Origin of the sequence: Pseudoalteromonas sp. HM-SA03, assembly GCF_002289345.1 — a bacterium.
Taxonomy (GTDB): domain Bacteria; phylum Pseudomonadota; class Gammaproteobacteria; order Enterobacterales; family Alteromonadaceae; genus Pseudoalteromonas.
The window spans coordinates 32,218-51,503 of sequence record NZ_NSDG01000077.1 but is presented as its reverse complement, the minus strand read 5'-3'; the positions used below and the strand labels follow the sequence as shown (position 1 = coordinate 51,503).

The 19,286-nt window shown below is 44.5% G+C and carries 14 protein-coding genes; 11 read left to right on the top strand and 3 right to left on the bottom strand.

The window, feature by feature from the left end; translation table 11 throughout:
- Positions 1 to 141: 141 nt before the first annotated feature.
- A complete protein-coding gene (locus CKO50_RS15595; RefSeq protein ID WP_095728897.1) occupies positions 142 to 1,728 on the top strand; it encodes an EAL domain-containing protein in 1,587 nt (528 codons plus the stop codon).
- Between the two features lie 21 nt (positions 1,729 to 1,749).
- Here CKO50_RS15595 and CKO50_RS15590 read toward each other — a convergent pair whose 3' ends face one another.
- Positions 1,750 to 2,661: a 1-aminocyclopropane-1-carboxylate deaminase/D-cysteine desulfhydrase gene (locus CKO50_RS15590; RefSeq protein ID WP_095728896.1), complete on the bottom strand. Its 912-nt coding sequence runs from the start codon at positions 2,659 to 2,661 to the stop codon at positions 1,750 to 1,752.
- A 299-nt stretch (positions 2,662 to 2,960) separates the two neighbouring features.
- Between CKO50_RS15590 and CKO50_RS15585 the strand changes: the two genes are divergently transcribed.
- The 9 genes from CKO50_RS15585 (at position 2,961) to tldD (ending at position 15,627) form a co-directional block, all read left to right on the top strand.
- Entirely contained in the window at positions 2,961 to 4,973 is a 2,013-nt protein-coding gene (locus tag CKO50_RS15585; RefSeq protein ID WP_095728895.1) for a formylglycine-generating enzyme family protein, read from the top strand.
- A gap of 67 nt (positions 4,974 to 5,040) precedes the next feature.
- Complete coding sequence (locus CKO50_RS15580) at positions 5,041 to 6,084, top strand: rod shape-determining protein (protein ID WP_010376642.1); 1,044 nt, start codon at positions 5,041 to 5,043, stop codon at positions 6,082 to 6,084.
- Positions 6,084 to 6,926 carry a rod shape-determining protein MreC gene (gene mreC, locus CKO50_RS15575; RefSeq protein ID WP_010376644.1) on the top strand — a complete coding sequence of 281 codons (843 nt, stop codon included), beginning with the start codon at positions 6,084 to 6,086 and terminating at the stop codon, positions 6,924 to 6,926. Before CKO50_RS15580 ends, mreC begins: the two co-directional genes overlap by 1 nt.
- Positions 6,916 to 7,398, top strand: a complete 483-nt coding sequence (gene mreD / locus CKO50_RS15570; protein ID WP_026001073.1) for a rod shape-determining protein MreD — start codon at positions 6,916 to 6,918, stop codon at positions 7,396 to 7,398. Before mreC ends, mreD begins: the two co-directional genes overlap by 11 nt.
- On the top strand, positions 7,398 to 7,964 hold the full coding sequence (locus tag CKO50_RS15565; protein WP_095728894.1) for a nucleoside triphosphate pyrophosphatase: 567 nt from the start codon (positions 7,398 to 7,400) through the stop codon (positions 7,962 to 7,964). The genes mreD and CKO50_RS15565 overlap by 1 nt, the downstream gene beginning before the upstream one ends.
- 3 nt (positions 7,965 to 7,967) lie before the next feature.
- Positions 7,968 to 9,440 (top strand): ribonuclease G, encoded by a 1,473-nt coding sequence (gene rng, locus CKO50_RS15560; protein ID WP_095728893.1) that lies wholly within the window; start codon positions 7,968 to 7,970, stop codon positions 9,438 to 9,440.
- 13 nt (positions 9,441 to 9,453) lie between these two features.
- Positions 9,454 to 13,383, top strand: a complete 3,930-nt coding sequence (locus CKO50_RS15555) for a YhdP family protein (protein ID WP_095728892.1) — start codon at positions 9,454 to 9,456, stop codon at positions 13,381 to 13,383.
- On the top strand, positions 13,376 to 14,191 hold the full coding sequence (locus tag CKO50_RS15550) for a carbon-nitrogen hydrolase family protein (RefSeq protein ID WP_095728891.1): 816 nt from the start codon (positions 13,376 to 13,378) through the stop codon (positions 14,189 to 14,191). Before CKO50_RS15555 ends, CKO50_RS15550 begins: the two co-directional genes overlap by 8 nt.
- Entirely contained in the window at positions 14,188 to 15,627 is a 1,440-nt protein-coding gene (gene tldD, locus CKO50_RS15545) for a metalloprotease TldD (protein ID WP_010605941.1), read from the top strand. The genes CKO50_RS15550 and tldD overlap by 4 nt, the downstream gene beginning before the upstream one ends.
- A 91-nt stretch (positions 15,628 to 15,718) precedes the next feature.
- Here the strand turns inward: tldD and yjgA are convergent, their stop codons facing one another.
- A complete protein-coding gene (gene yjgA / locus CKO50_RS15540) occupies positions 15,719 to 16,237 on the bottom strand; it encodes a ribosome biogenesis factor YjgA (RefSeq protein WP_010605940.1) in 519 nt (172 codons plus the stop codon).
- 136 nt (positions 16,238 to 16,373) lie between these two features.
- Between yjgA and pmbA the strand changes: the two genes are divergently transcribed.
- Complete coding sequence (pmbA, locus tag CKO50_RS15535; protein WP_095728890.1) at positions 16,374 to 17,723, top strand: metalloprotease PmbA; 1,350 nt, start codon at positions 16,374 to 16,376, stop codon at positions 17,721 to 17,723.
- 67 nt (positions 17,724 to 17,790) lie between these two features.
- Here the strand turns inward: pmbA and mgtE are convergent, their stop codons facing one another.
- Positions 17,791 to 19,149 carry a magnesium transporter gene (gene mgtE, locus CKO50_RS15530; protein WP_095728889.1) on the bottom strand — a complete coding sequence of 453 codons (1,359 nt, stop codon included), beginning with the start codon at positions 19,147 to 19,149 and terminating at the stop codon, positions 17,791 to 17,793.
- Positions 19,150 to 19,286: the final 137 nt, after the last annotated feature.

The following is a 19,286-nucleotide window of genomic DNA, read 5'->3' as shown; positions in this document are numbered from 1 at the left end:
TTGTACGATTAATAAACTTAACGCATTTCTAGTTTTGGCTCAGTTGCTTATCCTTTCTGTACAATTAAAAGCCGCATCTCGCTTGAGTTTTGCACTATTTTGAACAACACTTCAGTTATCTTTCCACCCAATAAAAACATTATGCCAATTCAGCTGTTAGATGGATTTAGTCGTCAGTATCAAAAAAAGCTAGTCGCGGTAAGTTTGGCGGTGTTGTTGTGTCTAAATTTCCTTCTTAATCATTTATTGCACCTTCAGGTTCACACGCAAGGCGAAGAAGCCGCAGCTGAAATTTCTCAGCTATCAGCTGAAGCTTTTGCTACGGGAGTAAGTGATATAGCTACCAAGTATGGTTTTTCGTTGTTACCAGTGGCGAATGCAGAAGAACATCAATTTGTTGTCAGTGACCAAACTGTTACCTTGTACCATGAATCCATATGGATAAGTCATGGATATATATTGATATTTTTCAATTTGTTGTCGATTGGGCTGGTGTTATTCGTACATCGATGGTGGTTTTTATACGGCAAGGCAGAGTCTATCTCAAATGCGCAGAAGCCTGTGGCTTTACCGGCCCCCGCTCCAGAAGGGCAGTATGCATTATTTGCGTTAATCCATTGGCAGTGCAGCACGCCTAAAGAAGTTGATCTGCAGTTACATTTTCAGCTAGCGCTGGTTAAAGGCGTTGGAGAGTTTGGGACGGTGGCTGTTAAATATCTAGCTTCTGGGGCATTAGCCGTGACAGTAAAGCAGATAGGGGCGACTAAAGGTATGGATTTGGTAAAGCAAATGCACGAAATCGTTTATCGAGTGCTGTTAGAGTTTCGGGGGGATTTATCTCGCAGCAAAGTGAAGCTTGGCGCTTGCTTTTATCAGGAAAATAAACAACAAACACAGGTTTATCAGAGCGCAAAATCAGCGCTCTCAATTGCGCAAAATCAAGTGTGGCAACATACTCATCTAGTGCATCTCACAGAGTTATTGGCAAAACGCCTTAACGAAGACGGTGAAGCTTTGCTGAGTTATTTGAAAGCCGGACAGTTTTCCTTATTCTTCCAGCCGTTGTTCGACTTTTTAGCCGAAGACGTAATTGTAAGCGAAGCGCTACTAAGAGTGACTCACAAAGAAATGGGGCGAATTTCGGCCAAGCAGGTGATGCAACACCTTTATACTCCAGAGCAATTTCAGTTTCTAGATAGAGCGATAGTGAAGCAGGTGTTGTCTGTTTATGAGCAGGAAAGGAGTTTTGGTAAGGTAAGCATTAACTTACACATCTCGAGCTGGGTGGATAGCCAGTTTATTGATTGGCTAGAGGGACAGCTCATTGCGTCTCATAGCGGGGCGGCAATTGGGTTTGAACTTAGCATAGAAGAGGTCTATCAACATGGAGAGCGGTTATTAGCGGCTTTTGATAGGTTGAATCGACTTGGGTGCGATATTTATTTGGATAACGTTACGCAGGCTCTGACGCTAGGGCGCTCACCGCTTGCCGAGTTGGTAAAAGCTATCAAACTCAGCTATGAGCTGGTACACGGCATTGAAAAATCTGCGTATCGTAAACGAACAGTAAAGCAAATAGTCGCTCAAGCGAGAAGCTTGGGTATTCCCGTGTATGCAGTGGGGGTTGAAACCGTTGCTGAATTGAGTTGCATCAAAGGGCTTGGGGTGAAAGGGGCCCAAGGGCATTATTTTTCCGCACCATTACAACAACTCGCTGATATTCACTAAAACGCTAACTGCATGAGCTGATTAGGCCGATTTTTTATTATCCAGATATCTCAAACCATCTAATCCTTGTAAACCGCCGGTATGGATTGCGGTGATCACACTGCCTCTTTTGAAGTATCCTTGTTTAGCCAAAGTGAAAATAGCGTAAAACAGTTTACCAGTGTAAATAGGCTCTAGAGGCAAACGATATTTCACCTTCATTTCATGACAAAATCTCAGCAATTCAGGTGTAGTCTTGGCGTAACCTCCGTGATGAAAATCATGGAGTAGCTGCCATGTCGCGCAGCGCTGAACAGTGATTAATTCATGTATTTCCTGTGCTAGGTATTCAGCACCTTTTAGTACCGTAACACCTAAAACCTGCGTGTGATTAGGCAATCCCGAGATTAGTCCTGCCACTGTGCCGCCACTGCCCACAGCCGTCATGACATAATCACTTTGAGGCAAGGAATGCGCTAACTCTTCAACACCTTGCAGTGCAAGTGCATTAGTGCCGCCTTCTGGTATGAGATAAGCATTATTAAACTTGGCTTGCAGAGTTTGAATGTATTCGGGTTGATTTCTTTGCCGGTATTCGGCTCGACTCACTGGGTGAAGTGCTAGCCCGCAAGCGCTTGCCATTTTTAGCGTTGGGTTGTGCCGGTCAACCTCTGGGCCTCTAACAATTAAGTGACCTTTGATTGCGAAAAGTTTGCACGCCATGCTGGTGGCATATAAGTGATTGGAAAATGCTCCGCCAAAAGTGACTAACTCTTCAAGGCCTGCTTGCTTTAGGTGGAGGATGTTGTACTTTAGCTTACGCCATTTGTTTCCTTGGATCACAGGATGAAGCAAATCATCACGCTTAACCTGCAAAGTTAAACCGTATTTATCCAATGTCGGGTGGTGAATAGTTTGGATTGGTGACTCGGCGATATTTGTGATGGTTTGCATAATGAAATTAGTCTGATATTTTGCGCACTATAATAAATAACCCGAGCGCTTCACTCCAGAAGTTATCATACATCCTTAATTGTCTAACCACTATTTTGGACTCGAATTAGTAACATATCGCGATGTTAGAGAAAAATAGACAAAATCTCAGCTAAAAACTGGCAAGACGCTGGTTAATAGTTGTAAACTCAGATATTAATTGTGCAAAGCTTGTGTTTTACTTTGTAAGTACATAGCATAGAGCCCTAACTATAAGAAATAACAAGACCAAACAATTGCCGCTGTTGGGAATGGAACATATGCGAATTGCTCCTTTAACTTTTATTGTCTCGGCCTCGATCCTGGCCATGGGTACTGTTGCTCAAAGCGCTATGGCGCAAGATACTGCAACAGTCACTGCCATCGAGTCAGAATTATCTAATAAGCAAAGCGAATTAGACAGATACTCGGTCGTTTTAGAGAAACACCTAGCAGAGGAAACGCGTCTGCAGTCTCAACTTGAGTTATTGAGAAAACGTTCAGGTGAGTTAGACAAAGAAAAAAACCAGGCCTTAGATGCAATGAATGAGTTGTATCGTCGGCTAATTGATGATCCTTCCATTGATATTTCTTCTGCGCAAACGCGTTATCAACAAGCAGTGGCAGATCACAAACAGAATAAAGAAGACATTGCGATGCAAATTGCGGCGATTGCATCACAGCGTAAAGATATTGAGCAAGTCCGTGTAACTAAGCACACCTTAGTAAATACGCTTGAAAATTTAAAAGATCAGCTTGGTACAGCACGAGTAGAGCGACTACGTAATGAGTTTACTCGTGAAGGTACGCTAGAGGTAGACCACACGATTAACTGTAAGCGCACAGAAACCTTGGCAGCTTGTGAACAGCGTGGTCAGCAAATGGGGCTTCAAAAAGCAACCAAGCGTTTTATTGATCAGATTTTTGCAAACCTAACTGAGAACCGTGTTGTCGAGCCAAAACGCAATATGGCTGGCGCACAGGTTCAAGTGGTTAGCAGCCATGTTGTAAATAGTGGATTTAGTGGACAAGGCAACTACAACGTTAATCTCAGCGTGACGATGCGTGGTGACGTAAATAGCAGTCGCTTATGTAACTTGCTGAGCTTAGACAATCGTTATTGCGCTGAATATGGCACACCGCTTGCCGTAAATTATCAGTCGAACTACTCAACAGTCTACAGTGATAATCAACTGACTTTTTCGGACACGCAAAGTGAGCCGGTTGAAGTTGCGACTATTACTAAGCAACCCGTCGTGGAGACCCCTCTTGTAAAAAAGTCACAAACGGCTGATAAAACAGTCGAGTTAACTTTAAGATCAAATGTTTACGACGACGAAGTATTCATTAATGGAGTCAGTTACGGCGCGACAAAAACGACAGTAGCAATTCCTGCTGGATTTTATGATGTTGAGATCCGTAAATTAGGTTATGAACCTTATAAAGCACGTATTAACCTACGAGCTGCGCAAACCATTAATGCGAAATTGGTGAAGAAACGCCAATCGGTAACGTCTGTTGTAACGAAAAAGCCTGAGCCTGAAGCGCAACAAATGCAGGTAGTCGCCGTAGCAGCCACTAAGAATGAACTGGCTATTATCCCTGCTGGCACTTTCAAAATGGGCGACCTGACGGGTAATGGTTTACCAAATGAGCGTCCGGTTGTTGAAAAAGTGTTGAGTCATTCATATGCCATGCAGAGCACAGAAGTTACAGTCGAAGCTTTTCGCCGTTTTGCACAAAGCACTGGATATAAAACCTTAGCTGAGCAAGGTAAAGGCTGCGCATACTATAAAAATGGCGAACCAGTTTGGGAGCTTGAATATAATTGGGAAAACCCAGGTTACGAGCAATCAGATAACTTTCCCGTTGTGTGTGTGGCCTATGACGATGCCAAAGCGTATGCCAACTGGTTATCTGGCGAAAAAGGACAGCAATTTAGATTACCCAATGAAGTAGAATGGGAATATGCGGCGCGTGCAGGCACTGCATCTGAGTATCCTTGGGGTAATGAAATCGGAAGAAACCTAGCTAATTGTGGTTGGTGTGGCAGTGAGTGGTCTAATAAAAGTCCTTCACCAGTTGCCCAATTTTCACCAAATAGCTATGGCTTATATGATACTGTAGGAAACGTTTGGGAGTGGACGCAAAAGCGTGCTTCTCAGAGCGATGTTACAGTGCGTGGCGGTGCATGGAACTTCGCACCGAGTTTGGCTCGAGTGTCAACTCGCTTAGCGTTAGCGCCAGATTTTAGAGCGAATTATATAGGTTTTCGACTTGTTCGAGAGCGATAAGTAGTAAATTAAGAGCAGCAGGTGATGCTGCTTTGTTTGACAGAATTCTGAAAGGTCACCCAGCCTCATGTTTAAAAAATTACGCGGATTATTTTCTAACGATCTCTCTATCGATTTAGGGACGGCAAACACACTTATTTATGTAAAAGAAGAAGGCATCGTACTGAATGAGCCATCGGTAGTGGCAATTCGTCAGGAGCGAGCTGGTGGCCCAAAAAGCGTTGCATCAGTGGGTACTGCGGCCAAGCAAATGTTAGGTCGAACGCCGGGTAACATCAAAGCTATTCGCCCGATGAAAGATGGGGTGATTGCAGACTTCTATGTAACAGAAAAAATGTTACAGCACTTTATTAAACAGGTGCACAATAATAACTTTATGCGTCCAAGCCCTCGTGTACTTATTTGCGTACCTTGTGGTGCAACACAAGTTGAAAAGCGCGCAATCCGTGAATCTGCAATGGGTGCCGGTGCGCGTGAAGTGTACTTAATTGAAGAGCCAATGGCGGCTGCAATTGGTGCTGGCCTACCAGTATCTGAAGCGACGGGTTCAATGGTTGTTGATATTGGTGGTGGTACGACGGAAGTGGCGATTATCTCACTGAATGGTGTTGTTTACTCGTCTTCGGTACGTATCGGTGGTGATAAGTTTGATGAAGCGATTATCAACTATGTACGTCGTAACTTCGGAAGCCTAATTGGTGAAGCGACGGCTGAGCATATCAAACATGAAATAGGCTCTGCATTTAAGAGTGAAACGCCGATTGAGATTGAGGTTCGCGGCCGTAATTTAGCTGAAGGGGTACCACGCTCTTTCACACTCAACTCACATGAAATCTTAGAAGCGTTACAAGAACCTTTGATGGGAATTGTAAGTGCAGTAATGGTTGCGCTAGAGCAGTCGCCACCAGAGCTTGCCTCTGATATTTCTGCCCACGGCATGGTATTAACAGGTGGTGGCGCATTACTCAAAGACTTAGACCGTTTGTTGATGGAAGAAACTGGTATTCCAGTGGTGGTTGCCGATGACCCATTAACTTGTGTGGCAAGAGGTGGTGGTAAGGCGTTAGAGATGATAGACATGCACGGTGGTGACGTATTTAGTTACGACTGATGAATTTATTATTTGGCCGAACCGTTCCTTTACAACTGCGACTTACTGTCGCAGTTGTGCTTAGTATTATTCTGATCATTGGTGACCGCTACACGGTTGGTGGGACTATGGTGCGAACCAGTTTAAACACTTTGGTTAGCCCGCTACTGTACGTTGCTAACATTCCTTATGAAGCGTTCAACTTGGGCCTGAAAAGTCTCAATACCAGAGAAAAGCTGCAACAAGAAAACCAAGCACTCAGAGAAAAACAATTAATACAGAGTGAGCAATTACAGCAACTTCAGTTTTTGCAAAAAGAAAATCAAGAATTGCGCGCCTTATTAGGTGCTTCGGCTAGGGAAACCAATCAACGTTTAATATCTCAAGTGTTGTCTGTTCATTCGAACCCTTATAGTCATCAGGTGGTGATCAATCGCGGTACTATTGATGGGATCAGCGAAGGACAGGCTGTTATTGACGAAATGGGTATTGTTGGGCAGTTAACTCAAGTCGGTACAACGACCTCAAGAGTGCTGTTGATGACAGATACCACCCATGCGACACCGGTCAGAATATTGCGTAATGACGTTCGCACTGTGGTAGAGGGGACGGGTAAAATCAATAATGTTCGCCTTGCCCATGTACCGCATAGCATGGATATTCGTATTGGTGATGTGTTGGTCACTTCCGGGCTTGGTGGTACTTTCCCTGAAGGCTATCCGGTGGCTGTAGTTACTGAGATAGACAGAGACGAAGGCCTACCGTTTGCACAAGTACAGGCAGAGCCGATTGCACAACTAGATCGCATTCGCTTACTCGTGGTGTTAGGTAAACGTAGCCAAGAGGCAATTAATCATGAGTAAACATAGCAACTTATTGATTGCATTGAGTGTCTTTGTTGCGTTAATCATGGCACTTATGCCATTGCCTTTTTCACTTGAACCATTTCGTCCTGACTGGGTATTATTGGTGTTGATGTACTGGTCTTTGGCCGTTCCTCACCGTGTGAATATTGGCTGGGCTTGGATGACTGGCCTGATAATAGATTTAGCGATGGGCGCGCCACTTGGGGTGAACTCGTTGACCTATTCCATTTGTATTTATATTACCGCCAGCAACTTTCAGAAAATTCGTAATTTCTCCATCTGGCAGCAAGCAGTGCTGATCGGGCTATTTCTCGCGCTCTATCATTTGTTACAATTTTGGCTTAATCATTTCTTGCTTGATATCTACTTTAACCCGCATTATCTGTGGCCTGCGGTTACGGGCATGGTGTGCTGGCTGTGGATATTCCCACTGCTGAGAAAATATCGTAGACAGTTTAGGATCAGATAATGTCTATCTCTTTATATTTAGCTTCGGCTTCTCCGCGTCGCAAAGCGCTACTCTCTCAGCTTGGCTATTCGTTCGAGCAATTTAGTGTTGATGCAGATGAAAGTCCACTAGACGATGAAAGCGCATTACAGCTTGTGGAGCGTTTAGCGTGTTTAAAAGCACAATCAGGTGTGGCGCTAGGGTATACCGACAAGCCGGTTCTTGGCAGTGACACTGTGGTTGTCATTGACGGAGAAGCGCTTGGTAAGCCTCGTGATAAAGCGGATTTCAAAGCGATGATGCAGCGCCTTTCTGGTCATACGCATCAGGTGATGACGGCGATTGCACTTGCTGATACAAGCAAAGTATTGAGCAATGTGATTGTGACCAATGTGACTTTTAAAACGCTTAGCGAAACTGAAATTGATGCCTACTGGGACACCAATGAGCCACAAGATAAAGCGGGTGGCTATGGGATCCAAGGGGTAGGTGGACGCTTTGTAACTGAGATCCAAGGTAGCTATTTTGCAGTTGTCGGCTTACCTTTATATGAGACAGACGAATTAATTCAACGGTTTTTAAAATAAAATATGAGTAGCGAACTACTAATCAACGTCACCCCAAGTGAAAGTCGCGTAGCCTTAATCGAAAATGGGGTGCTGCAAGAAGTTCAAGTTGAACGGATCGGTAACCTAGGCATCGTCGGTAATATTTATCTTGGCAAAGTAAGCCGAGTTCTTCCTGGTATGCAGGCTGCTTTTGTGGACATCGGCTTGGAAAAAGCGGCATTTCTACATGCGTCAGATATCGTGAACAGCGCTTCTATCGAAGAGGGGGTGGCCGAGTCCCCAGTTAAGAAAGTGCAGGACATTCGTGAGCTGGTTAAACAAGGCCAGTTCATTATGGTACAAGTAGTCAAAGATCCGCTTGGCACAAAAGGCGCTAGACTGACAACGGATATCACTATTCCCTCACGTTATTTGGTGTTTATGCCTGATGCGACGCATGTGGGAGTGAGTCAACGTATTGAAACCGAACAAGAGCGTGACCGGTTAAAAGAGATCGTTGCACAATATAATGACGAAAACGGTGGTTTTATCGTTCGTACCGCTGCTGAAGGCGCTTCGGAAGCAGAGTTACAGCATGATGCGGAGTTTTTGAAAAAGCTTTGGCAGAAAATTGTAACTCGCCGCCGCAAAACGAGCAAAGCAAAAATTTTGCATGAGGATCTTACCTTAGCATTTCGCACCTTGCGTGATTATGTTGGTGAGGACATGGAGCGTATCCGTGTTGACTCAAAGTTAACTTACCAAGAGCTAAAGCTTTTCACTGAAGAGTTTGTTCCCCAACTTGCAAGTGCACTTGAGTATTACCCAGGTGAGCGCCCCATTTTTGACTTGTTTGATGTTGAAACTGAGATCCAAAAAGCACTGCATCGAAAGGTTGAGTTAAAGTCTGGTGGCTACCTTATCATTGACCAAACAGAAGCAATGACAACGGTTGATGTCAATACTGGCGCGTTCGTTGGCCATCGTAACCTCGAAGAGACGATTTTTAATACCAATATTGAAGCAACGTCAGCAATTGCGAGACAACTAAGGTTACGAAACCTTGGTGGTATCATTATTATCGACTTTATTGACATGGTATCTGACGAGCATAAACGCCGAGTATTGCACTCTTTAGAAACGGCGTTGTCTAAAGACCGAGCGAAAGCCAATATTAATGGACTCTCTGCTCTTGGGCTTGTAGAAATGACCCGCAAGCGCACGCGTGAGAGCCTCGAACATATTCTTTGTGATGTGTGTCCATCTTGCTCGGGTCGTGGTTCACTAAAAACGGTGGAAACCGTTTGCTATGAGATCCTGCGGGAAATCGTGCGTGTGAATCGTGCTTATGATGCTGACAAGTTTATGGTTTATGCCTCGCCAGCGGTGAGCGAAGCCTTGATCAACGACGAGTATCATAATTTAGCTGAGCTTGAACTATTTATTGGTAAGCAGGTTAGCATTCAAACTGAGAGCTTATACAGCCAAGAGCAGTTTGACGTAGTAATGATGTAAAGGGTAGCGGTACATGCAGGCTAAGACCGTCTGTTTTTTCTGCCTGCGTAAAGCGTGGCAAATCTTTGCGATCACTTTAGTGACACTCGCGGTGCTGGTGTCTGCGCTAAAGTACGCCTTACCCTATGCAAATGATTATAGAAGTAACATCGAAGCGCTGATCCAAAAGCAACTGAACGTTGATATTAGTATTGGCCAGATCAGTGCGAGTTGGGAGGGCAATGGGCCTGCTCTGGTGTTGGAATCACTCTCTTTTAAAGATAATAAAGACTCGCCAATTTCCATTAATATTGCCAAAACCTCTTTGCAGCTCAATGTATTTGAGTCTGTACGACAAATGCAGATCGCATCTAACTATTTTGTACTGGAAGGGTTTGAAGCTGATATAGATCTGAGCAAGTTAAACGCAGCTCAAGATCAAGGTGCTTTTGAGCAGCAAGCATTAATTGAAAGCCTTTTCTTAGGCGATGTTGGGCATTTTTCGGTGCAAAACAGTCACCTTAATATCACCTTTTCTAGTGGTAAGACCCACAGTTTACTATTGAAAGATTTAGTGTGGCAAAACTCTAGCGCATTACATGAAGGTGCGGGCGAAATCGCATTACCTGGGTTTTCTCAAGGCCAGTTTAACGCTCGTCTTTCTTTGTCAGGACGAAAGCTACGTGAATTGGCGGGTAATATCTATGTATCTGCAGATAAGGTTAATCCGGTTGATTGGTTAGAAGAACTTATTACCCTAGCGCATCCAGACCTAAAAGCAGACATCAATGCTCAGCTATGGTTAGGTTTTGAGCAAGGTACATTGCAAGATATCACAGTGGATATCAAACCCAGTACCTTGACTTGGCAAGAAAATGAAAATCAGCGCACGTTAGCATTAGATGATGCTCAATTTCTATTAAAGCCGGACCAGCAGGGGTGGTGGGTGCAAAGTAGTGGTATCCAGTTTAGTCGCAATCAAGAAGCGCTTGCTCCTATTTTATTTGAAGCGAAATGGCATAAAGATAACAAGACCTTTTGGTTAAAGGATATTAACGCCAACTTTTTAGCTGAGTTAGCGCAACTTGCTAAATTCCCTGGGCGAGATTTGCTTTATGGCATGAATCCCAATGGCCAACTGAGCGCAGCGACATTCAGCCTAGGCACTAATAATGCTTTTGCGGCATGGGGAGTTATTGAAGAGATTGCTTTTGAGCCATTTCATGGGATCCCGGGAATTTATGGCACCAGATTAGAGGTGACTGCGACTGATGAGCAAGTTAGGCTCGATTTAAGTGCTGAGCAAACTGAACTGCTATCAAAAGAGACCTTCAAAGATAATATCACGCTCCAGCAGCTCAGTGGTGATGTCTATATTCGCAATCAACAAGCCCAAGGCTGGCAAGTTTCTAGTCCCAACTTTTGGCTTAGCAATCAAGATGTAGCGTTAGCCACAGAGTTTTCCTTGCAGTTATCTGATGACCCCCGACTTGATTTATATGCGGAACTACTCGGTGGGCGTGGTGAAATCGCTTCACATTACTTTCCTGTCAGTATTATGCGTAAAAGCTTAGTCGATTATTTAGAAGCAGGGATCCAAGGTGGCCAGCACTTGCAGACACAAGTCTTACTGAGTGGGCCGCTTTCACAATTTCCTTTCGCTGATAAGCAAGGTCAGTTTGAAGTTAAATCACGTTTGAATGATGTTACTTTTGGTTTTGCACCGGATTGGCCTAGCGTTACTTCTGGTGATGTCACACTACATTTCGAAAACGAAAGAATGGATATCTACGCACACCGTGGTGAACTTGTTAATCAAAGTATTGATGAGGGGGTTGTTGTTAGTATTGCGGATTTAAATCACGCTGATGTGCTGACTGTTGATATTAATCACACCACAGAAGCAAGCACGTTACAGCCTTTCTTTGCAGCAACGCCACTCGCAGATCCGCTCGCGAATATATTAGATATTGTTCAAGGTAAAGGTGATGCAAGAGGGGATGTGCAATTGGCCGTCGACCTGCACTCAGGTGCCGTACATACTAAAGGTGACATCTACCTAGACAACAATCCTGTTTTCTTGGCAAAGCCTGGCATGCAATTACAGCAAGTGAAAGGTGTCGTTAGCTTCGATGATGACAATATCGAAGTGAATGATTTGTCTGCTAAGTGGTTGGACATGCCCTTGTCGTTGGACTTATCTGGAAGCGGAGATAAGCAAAATTATCAAGTAACGACCAAGGTCAGTCTTGAAGCAGGGATAGAACAATTGCAACCGCACGCAAATGGAATTATTGACGGCTACTTTGAAGGCAATAGCATGCTAAGTACAGAGCTTGTCCTTAATTTTGCCGAGGCTGGGTTTAACTATAGAGCTAAATTTGCGAGTGATTTACGGGGAATGACAAGTCACTTACCCGATCAATTCGGTAAACCCGCTGATCAAGCTAAGCTGCTAAGCGGCACGGTATTAGGGGATGATATTTCAAATCTTGTTACGGCAAGCCTAGATAATCAGTTGTATTTTAATGGCATTATTGAAAATGGGTCCGGTGCGATGCGTAATGCACACCTGATAATTGGCAGTAAAGATGAAGGCTTAAATGCATCCGGTTTTGATATCACAATCAAACAACAGGAAGTCGAGTTGCTGCCTTGGTTACCACTGATCAACCGTATTATCAAAGCGCCAAGCTCTGGCTCCGATCCTGTATTTCTACCGGCACTGAATCAGGTAAATGGCTCTTTCTCAAAAGTAACATTCTCAGAGATCCCTTTCCATGATGTTGACTTTACGATGGCTGCGATTGATGGTGCGATGCAGCTTAAAATCAATAGTAAAGAAATGCGCTCACAAGTCGCTATTCCAGCATCAAGTTCAAGTCGGCCTATTCACATTAATAGTGATTATTTACGTCTAAATTTACCTAAGTCAGAACCGCAAGCGCAAGAGACAGTGGAAAACGACATTCACTCGTTAGATTGGTTGTTGAGCTTACCTGCAACCGAGTTTGTGTGCGGTGACTGTAAAGTCAGTGAATATCAGTTAGATCAGGTTAATATGTCGTTGTTTGGAGATGGTAATAGACTCAATATTTCAGAGCTAGTGATTGACAAAAAAGATCATAAACTCAATGCTAGTGGCCGCTTTGAACAAGGTAAAACGACGCTAAGTGGCGCGTTAAACAGCGATGATTTTGGTGAACTAACGGATGAGTTTGATATTACTTCGACTATTAAAGACTCCCGCGCCAACATTGATTTTGCCCTCAATTGGCAAGGCGCCCCATACGAAATGGATTTACCTAGCTTAGGAGGCGAGTTGGCTTGGCGCTTAGGTGAAGGTCATTTGGCAGAAATAAGTGATAAAGGGGCGCGCGTCTTTTCGCTACTGAGTTTGGACTCTTTGATCAGAAAGCTACGCTTGGACTTTAGAGATGTGTTTTCTAAAGGATTTTTCTATAACAGTATGAGTGGTTCGGTACAACTAACGAATGGTATTGCGATCACCGAAGATTCAAAGCTCGATGGTGTGCCAGCTGATCTAACGATACGTGGCTATGCCGACCTCAATACTCACGAAATTAATTATGATTTGGCCGTCGCACCACAAGTCACGTCGAGTTTACCTGTGATTATGGCATGGGCAGTGAATCCAGTGACGGGATTAGCTGCGCTGGCGTTGGATAAGGTGATCCACTCCGCGCGAGTGATCTCCGAGATTAATTTTAAAATCACCGGAACGATGCAAGAGCCAGTGGTTACCGAGGTTGATCGTAAGAGTAAAGAAATTGAGTTACCTAAACCGGTTGTGCCTCCTAGTGAAGAAGCGACGCCAGATGGAGCTGATGAGAATACCAGTAAAGAAGCACCAGCATTGAATTCAGAATCACAACCAAGTGCTACACTTAAGCATAGTGAGCAACCTCTTGTGCCGCAAAATAAGGAAAGTGGTAATGGCTAAGGTGATTGCACTACCAATGTGTTCGGCGAAAGTACCCCAAACAAATATAGCTTACCTTAAAAACCAGCTGGCTAAGTTAGTGGTGGAAGAGCCAACCTTAGTCTGTTTACCTGAAACTTGGTTGGCATTTTGCGACAATGCGCAACAGGCTTGGGAATACGCGCAGCATAATGAAGCACTGCTCCAACAGCTCTCAGCGCTTTGTCAACAACATAGCATTTGGTTGGCGGCAGGTACCATCGCGATACCAAATCAGAACGATAAATATCTGGCTGCGAGTTACTTATTTAATTCGAATGGTGAAATCGTAGCACGCTATAATAAGATCCATCTGTTTGACGCCGATGTGAGTGACAAAACTAAACAATACCGAGAGTCTGAGCGAACAGAGCCTGGACAGGATGTCGTGGTAGTGGATAGTCCATTTGGCAGAATTGGATTAAGCGTGTGTTATGATCTGCGTTTTCCCGGTTTGTTCCAAATGATGAGAGCGAAGGGAGCTGAGCTATTTTTAGTCCCGAGTGCTTTTACCTGTGCAACGGGCAAGGCACACTGGCAGCCATTATTACAGGCAAGGGCGATAGAAAATCAATGCTACGTAGTTGCAGCCGCGCAAGTAGGTCGTCATGAAAATGGCCGAGAAACCTATGGACACAGTTTAATTGTATCGCCTTGGGGTGAAGTCTTAATTGACTCTGGTGCGAATTTAGAACCCATTTCACAGCAGCTAGATAGCGCGTTTCTTGATTCGATCCGGCAAAAAATGCCGGTTGCGGATCATAACCGATTTAAAAGTGAGTTTTTATGAGTAATGTAGAGCAGAATTTACTGACCAATAGCCAGCTGACACGTGAGCAATTATCACAGACTCTCGAGTATATTCATCAGCACAAAGTAAATTATGCCGATCTGTATTTTCAATCAAGCTACCACGAAACTTGGGTGCTGGAAGACGGCATAGTCAAAGACGGCAGCTACAACATCGAACGTGGTGTTGGTGTGCGTGCAGTGAGTGGTGAGAAGACTGGCTTTAGTTATTCTGATGCCATCAATATTGAAGCGTTAACCAAAGCAGCAGAAGCTGCGCGTAGCATTGCGCAAGCTGGCGAAAGCAGTAAAGTTCAAGTATTTAGCGACGTAAAAGCACCCATTCAATTTCAACCAGCACAGCCAATTACCAGCATGAGTGATGCGGATAAAGTGGCTTTACTTAGAGAGCTTGAACAGTGCATTCGCGATTTAGCGCCTGAGGCGCAGCAAGTGGTAAGTTCGCTGTCGGCGGTGTATGAAGAAGTGTTAATTGCCGCAAGCGACGGTACATTTGCAACCGACATTCGCCCGTTAATACGTTTAAATTGTTCGGTACTCCTTGAGAAAAATGGTCGCAGAGAGCGTGGTAGTGCCGGTGGTGGTGCGCGTTTAGATTATGGTTACTTTAAAGAGTTAGTAGACGGTGCACCGAGATGGATGCAGTTTGCCAAAGAAGCTGTGCGCCAAGCACGCGTGAATCTTGAAGCCATTGATGCACCAGCAGGTGCGATGCCTGTGGTGCTCGGTTCTGGTTGGCCGGGCGTTTTGTTACACGAAGCTGTTGGACATGGCCTAGAAGGTGATTTTAACCGTAAAGGTGCCTCTGCATTCAGTGGCAAAATAGGTGAACAAGTCGCTTCGAGTCTTTGTACTGTGGTGGATGATGGCACAATAGCCGACCGTCGCGGCTCTTTGAATGTGGACGATGAAGGTACGCCAGCGGCATACAACGTACTGATTGAAAATGGTATTTTGAAAGGCTATATGCAAGATAAGCAAAACGCGAGCTTAATGGGCGTGGCGCCTACAGGTAATGCGCGTCGTGAGTCTTATGCCCACTTGCCGATGCCGAGAATGACAAATACCTACATGCTTGCGGGTGAGCACAGTCAAGAAGAGATCATTCGTAGCGTAGATAAAGGCATTTTTGCTAGTAACTTTGGCGGTGGTCAAGTGGATATTACCTCCGGTAAATTTGTATTCTCAGCGTCTGAAGCCTACTTAATTGAGAATGGTAAAATAACCCAACCAATTAAAGGTGCAACGCTTATAGGCAATGGTCCAGAGGTGATGAAAAAGGTCTCTATGGTAGGCAATGACCTTGCGCTTGATAGAGGCGTTGGGGTATGTGGTAAAGATGGTCAAAGCGTCCCTGTGGGAGTCGGTCAACCGAGTTTGAAGATTGACGAAATTACTGTCGGTGGCACAGCGTAATACTACCTGCGATAACTATTCATAAGCAAAAAGTAATAAGCAAAAGGCGCATCAGCGCCTTTTTATGTTGTATCAGAGCCACAACACTGCGTTACGGCATAATCGCTTCTTTTAAATACTGGAACAGCTCTTTGTAGGCTTTGCCTGGCTTCTCAGCTTTTACTTCTTTACTTGCTTGGCGCGCCATCTGGCGCATTTTTTGACGCTCAAGTTCAGGATACTTATCCAATAGCTCATTAATCTTGCTATCTCCTTTGGCAATCACTTCATCGCGAATAAGCTCAATCTTATTCAGTAATACGTCTGCTTTATTGTTCTTATTTAGCATCAAATCCATCGCAGCCTGAATATCTTCGACATTTGGAGTACTACGCAATGTCTTTGCAATGTAGTTCATATGACGACGGTAAGCATCTGTTTTAGCACGGATCCTATCCGCAACAGTCATGGCCTCTTTAAGCTCGTCCGTTAGAGGTAACTTCTCACGCTGTTTCTTGCCAAGCCCTGCAATTTCACAGCCTAGTTCATGCAACTCTAGCGCTTCGCGCTTAAGCTCGCTTTTTGAAACGTAAATAATCTCTTCTTCGGTCGTTTGCTCGTGTTTAGCCATTGGTCTTGTCTATACTAGTAAATATTAAAGTCTCTAACATTAGAGTATACCACAATTGATCACTACAATAGTTAGTAGCTGTGATAGCATATTAACTAATATATTTTAGTTAGACGAGCGAGCGGATAAGGTATCTATGACTCAACCTCAACAACACCCTATATATAATCAAATTGATGATGTGAAAAATGCAGTTGCCGATGTGTTAGCACATGCTAAAAAACTAGGTGCAACCTCAGCAGAAGCGGCGATGTCTAGCACCTCAGGTCTGTCTGTAAGTACACGAATGGGAGAGGTTGAAACCATTGAGTTTAATCAAGATGGTGGTCTAGGTATCAGCGTTTATGTGGGCAATCATAAAGGCTCTGCATCAACCGCGGATCTGAGCCCTGAAGCTCTGCGCTCTGTGGTTGAAAAGGCCGTAGATATTGCTCGATTTACCTCGAATGACCCTTGTAATGGTGTGGCGGATAAAGCTTTGCTAGAGATGTCACCAGCAGATTTAGATCTTTTCCACCCTTGGCAAGTTTCTCCTGATGAAGCCATTGAGCAATGTATTGCTGCGGAAAAAGCTGCGTTAGAATTCGATCCTCGAATCGTGAATTCTGATGGCGCGAGCTTATCGAGCCACCAAGGGATCCGTGTATATGGTAATAGCTATGGCTTAATTGCAGGGTTCCCACGTACCAGACACAGCCTGAGTACCATGGTGATTGGTAAAGAAGGCGAGCAAATGCAGCGTGACTCTGCATATGCGTTATCTCGTGTACACATGGAACTAAAATCTCCTGAACAGGTTGGCTTAGAAGCAGCACAGTCTACGCTGGCAAAACTAGGCAGTCGAAAAGTATCAACGCGTAAAGTGCCTGTTATTTTTCGAGCGGATATTGCTAACAGCTTATTTGGGCACTTAGTGTCAGGTATCGGTGGCGGCGCGCTATATCGTAAGTCTAGTTTCTTGTTGGATTCTTTAGACACACAAATTTTTAATCGCTGCGTTAACATTGAAGAGAAGCCACATTTATTAAGAGGGCTTGCTTCGAGTCCTTTCGATAGCGAAGGTGTAAAAACCATCGACCGTGAAATTATCACAGATGGTATACTTCATACTTACTTATTGGCAAGCTATGCCGCACGTAGAATGAATATGCAAGCGACAGGTCACGCTGGTGGGATCCATAACTGGTTAGTAAAACCAACACACGAAGATTTAACCAGCCTACTTGCGTCGATGGGCACTGGTTTGTTAGTCACTGAACTAATGGGGCAAGGTGTTAATACAGTAACCGGTGATTATTCAAGGGGCGCTGCTGGCTTTTGGGTCGAGAATGGTGAGCTGCAATATCCTGTGAGTGAAATTACGATTGCTGGCAATTTAAAAGATATGTTTATGGGGATTGAAGGCATTGGCGGTGATATTGAATGTCGAGGCGCAGTACAAACCGGCTCTATACTACTCAATAATATGCAAATAGCGGGCGAATAACTCCCTCTCTCAGCTCGAGAAATGCTGGTTTTGACCAGCATTTCTCGCTATTTCGACACTGTTATTACTACACTAATAACCAAGTTGCGGTGCCAAGGAATGCAAAGATCCCGACGATATCAGTAACTGTTGTTAGTACCACACTACCAGCTAGCGCTGGGTCGATATTCATTTTCTTTAGCATAATTGGAATACTGGCACCTGCGATACCCGCTGCGACTAAGTTCATAAACATCGCGAAGGCAATAACAGCACCGAGTGTAAAATCCCACTGCCATACAGCGATAACCCCAGCGATCAAGACAGACCACAGGACACCGTTTAGGGCGCCGATCGCCAGCTCTTTACCCATTAAAAACTTTTGGTTAGTCTGGTTAATATGGCCAAGGGCAATACCACGGATAACTAGGGTTAGCGTTTGGCTACCGGCAACGCCGCCCATACTTGGTACTATGCCATTTAACACCGCAAGAATAGGTAAAATATCTAGAGTACCTTCGAAGAAGCTTGCAACAAACGCAGCCATCAAGGCGGTTAGCAGGTTAATTCCAAGCCAAATAGATCGGCGCTGGCTACTTTTTAGAACTGGCGCAAAGGTGTCTTCTTCATCTTCAAGACCTGCCATACTTAACAGGCTGTGCTCAGCATCTTCACGGATGACGTCAACAACGTCATCAATGGTGACACGACCAAGCAAATGGGCGTTATCGTCAACGACAGGAGCTGAGATCCAGTTATGACGCTCAAAAAGCTGCGCCACTTCAGACTCATCCATGGAGATAGGGATCGTTTCCTTATCTTCATCCATCAAGTCTCGAACCATACTGTCAGGAGACTTAGTTAATAAGGTATTGACAGGCAGCGTGCCTAAAAAGCAGTTGTCTTTATCAACTACATACAACTCGTCCGTACCGTCTGGCAATTCGCCTTTAAGACGAAGATATCTAAATACAACTTCTAAGGTAACATCGGGTCGAATAGTAACCGTGTCGGTGCTCATCAGTGCACCGGCCGAGTGTTCCTTGTAGGACAATGCTTGTGTCGCACGTTCTCTATCTTGGCTATCCATCGCACCGATAACGTCTTGGTAGACGGTATCAGGCAGGCTTCTTAGGACATCACCAAGGTCATCGTCGTCCATGTCTTCTGTAGCGGCAGCAATTAGCTCAGGTTCCATCTGGGCGATGATCCCAAGTCTTACGTCTTCCGACAGCTCCTCTAGGACATCCCCTTGGATATCAGGATCAACGAGTTGCCACAACATAGAGCGAACTTTATGAGGAGATGACTCTAAAAGCAGTGCTGTGTCACAGGGGGCAGTCTCTGCGAGCATACGCCTAACTTGAACAAACTGACCACTGTTTAAGGCATTAGTTACCTTTTGGAGTTGTTCCAGTGTGTAGTCTTGTTCAAATACTTCAGGCATAGGCATCCTTTTTGATAATAATGGCGGCTAACGTGATTAAGTAAGTTAACCCTATTCATTTATTTTATCGCAGAAATCAATTTCTTAATTTGAATTTTACTCGTGTTATTTCTGCTGGTGGGTTGCTATCGTTAATA

Excerpts from the sequence above, each read along its gene's own strand:
- mreC (WP_010376644.1), top strand. The coding sequence starts at position 6,084 with ATGAATTTATTATTTGGCCGAACCGTTCCTTTACAACTGCGACTTACT.
- CKO50_RS15590 (WP_095728896.1), bottom strand. The coding sequence starts at position 2,661 with ATGCAAACCATCACAAATATCGCCGAGTCACCAATCCAAACTATTCAC.
- CKO50_RS15585 (WP_095728895.1), top strand. The coding sequence starts at position 2,961 with ATGCGAATTGCTCCTTTAACTTTTATTGTCTCGGCCTCGATCCTGGCC.
- tldD (WP_010605941.1), top strand. The coding sequence starts at position 14,188 with ATGAGTAATGTAGAGCAGAATTTACTGACCAATAGCCAGCTGACACGT.
- yjgA (WP_010605940.1), bottom strand. The coding sequence starts at position 16,237 with ATGGCTAAACACGAGCAAACGACCGAAGAAGAGATTATTTACGTTTCA.
- mgtE (WP_095728889.1), bottom strand. The coding sequence starts at position 19,149 with ATGCCTGAAGTATTTGAACAAGACTACACACTGGAACAACTCCAAAAG.
- pmbA (WP_095728890.1), top strand. The coding sequence starts at position 16,374 with ATGACTCAACCTCAACAACACCCTATATATAATCAAATTGATGATGTG.
- CKO50_RS15565 (WP_095728894.1), top strand. The coding sequence starts at position 7,398 with ATGTCTATCTCTTTATATTTAGCTTCGGCTTCTCCGCGTCGCAAAGCG.
- rng (WP_095728893.1), top strand. The coding sequence starts at position 7,968 with ATGAGTAGCGAACTACTAATCAACGTCACCCCAAGTGAAAGTCGCGTA.
- CKO50_RS15595 (WP_095728897.1), top strand. The coding sequence starts at position 142 with ATGCCAATTCAGCTGTTAGATGGATTTAGTCGTCAGTATCAAAAAAAG.
- CKO50_RS15555 (WP_095728892.1), top strand. The coding sequence starts at position 9,454 with ATGCAGGCTAAGACCGTCTGTTTTTTCTGCCTGCGTAAAGCGTGGCAA.
- CKO50_RS15580 (WP_010376642.1), top strand. The coding sequence starts at position 5,041 with ATGTTTAAAAAATTACGCGGATTATTTTCTAACGATCTCTCTATCGAT.
- CKO50_RS15550 (WP_095728891.1), top strand. The coding sequence starts at position 13,376 with ATGGCTAAGGTGATTGCACTACCAATGTGTTCGGCGAAAGTACCCCAA.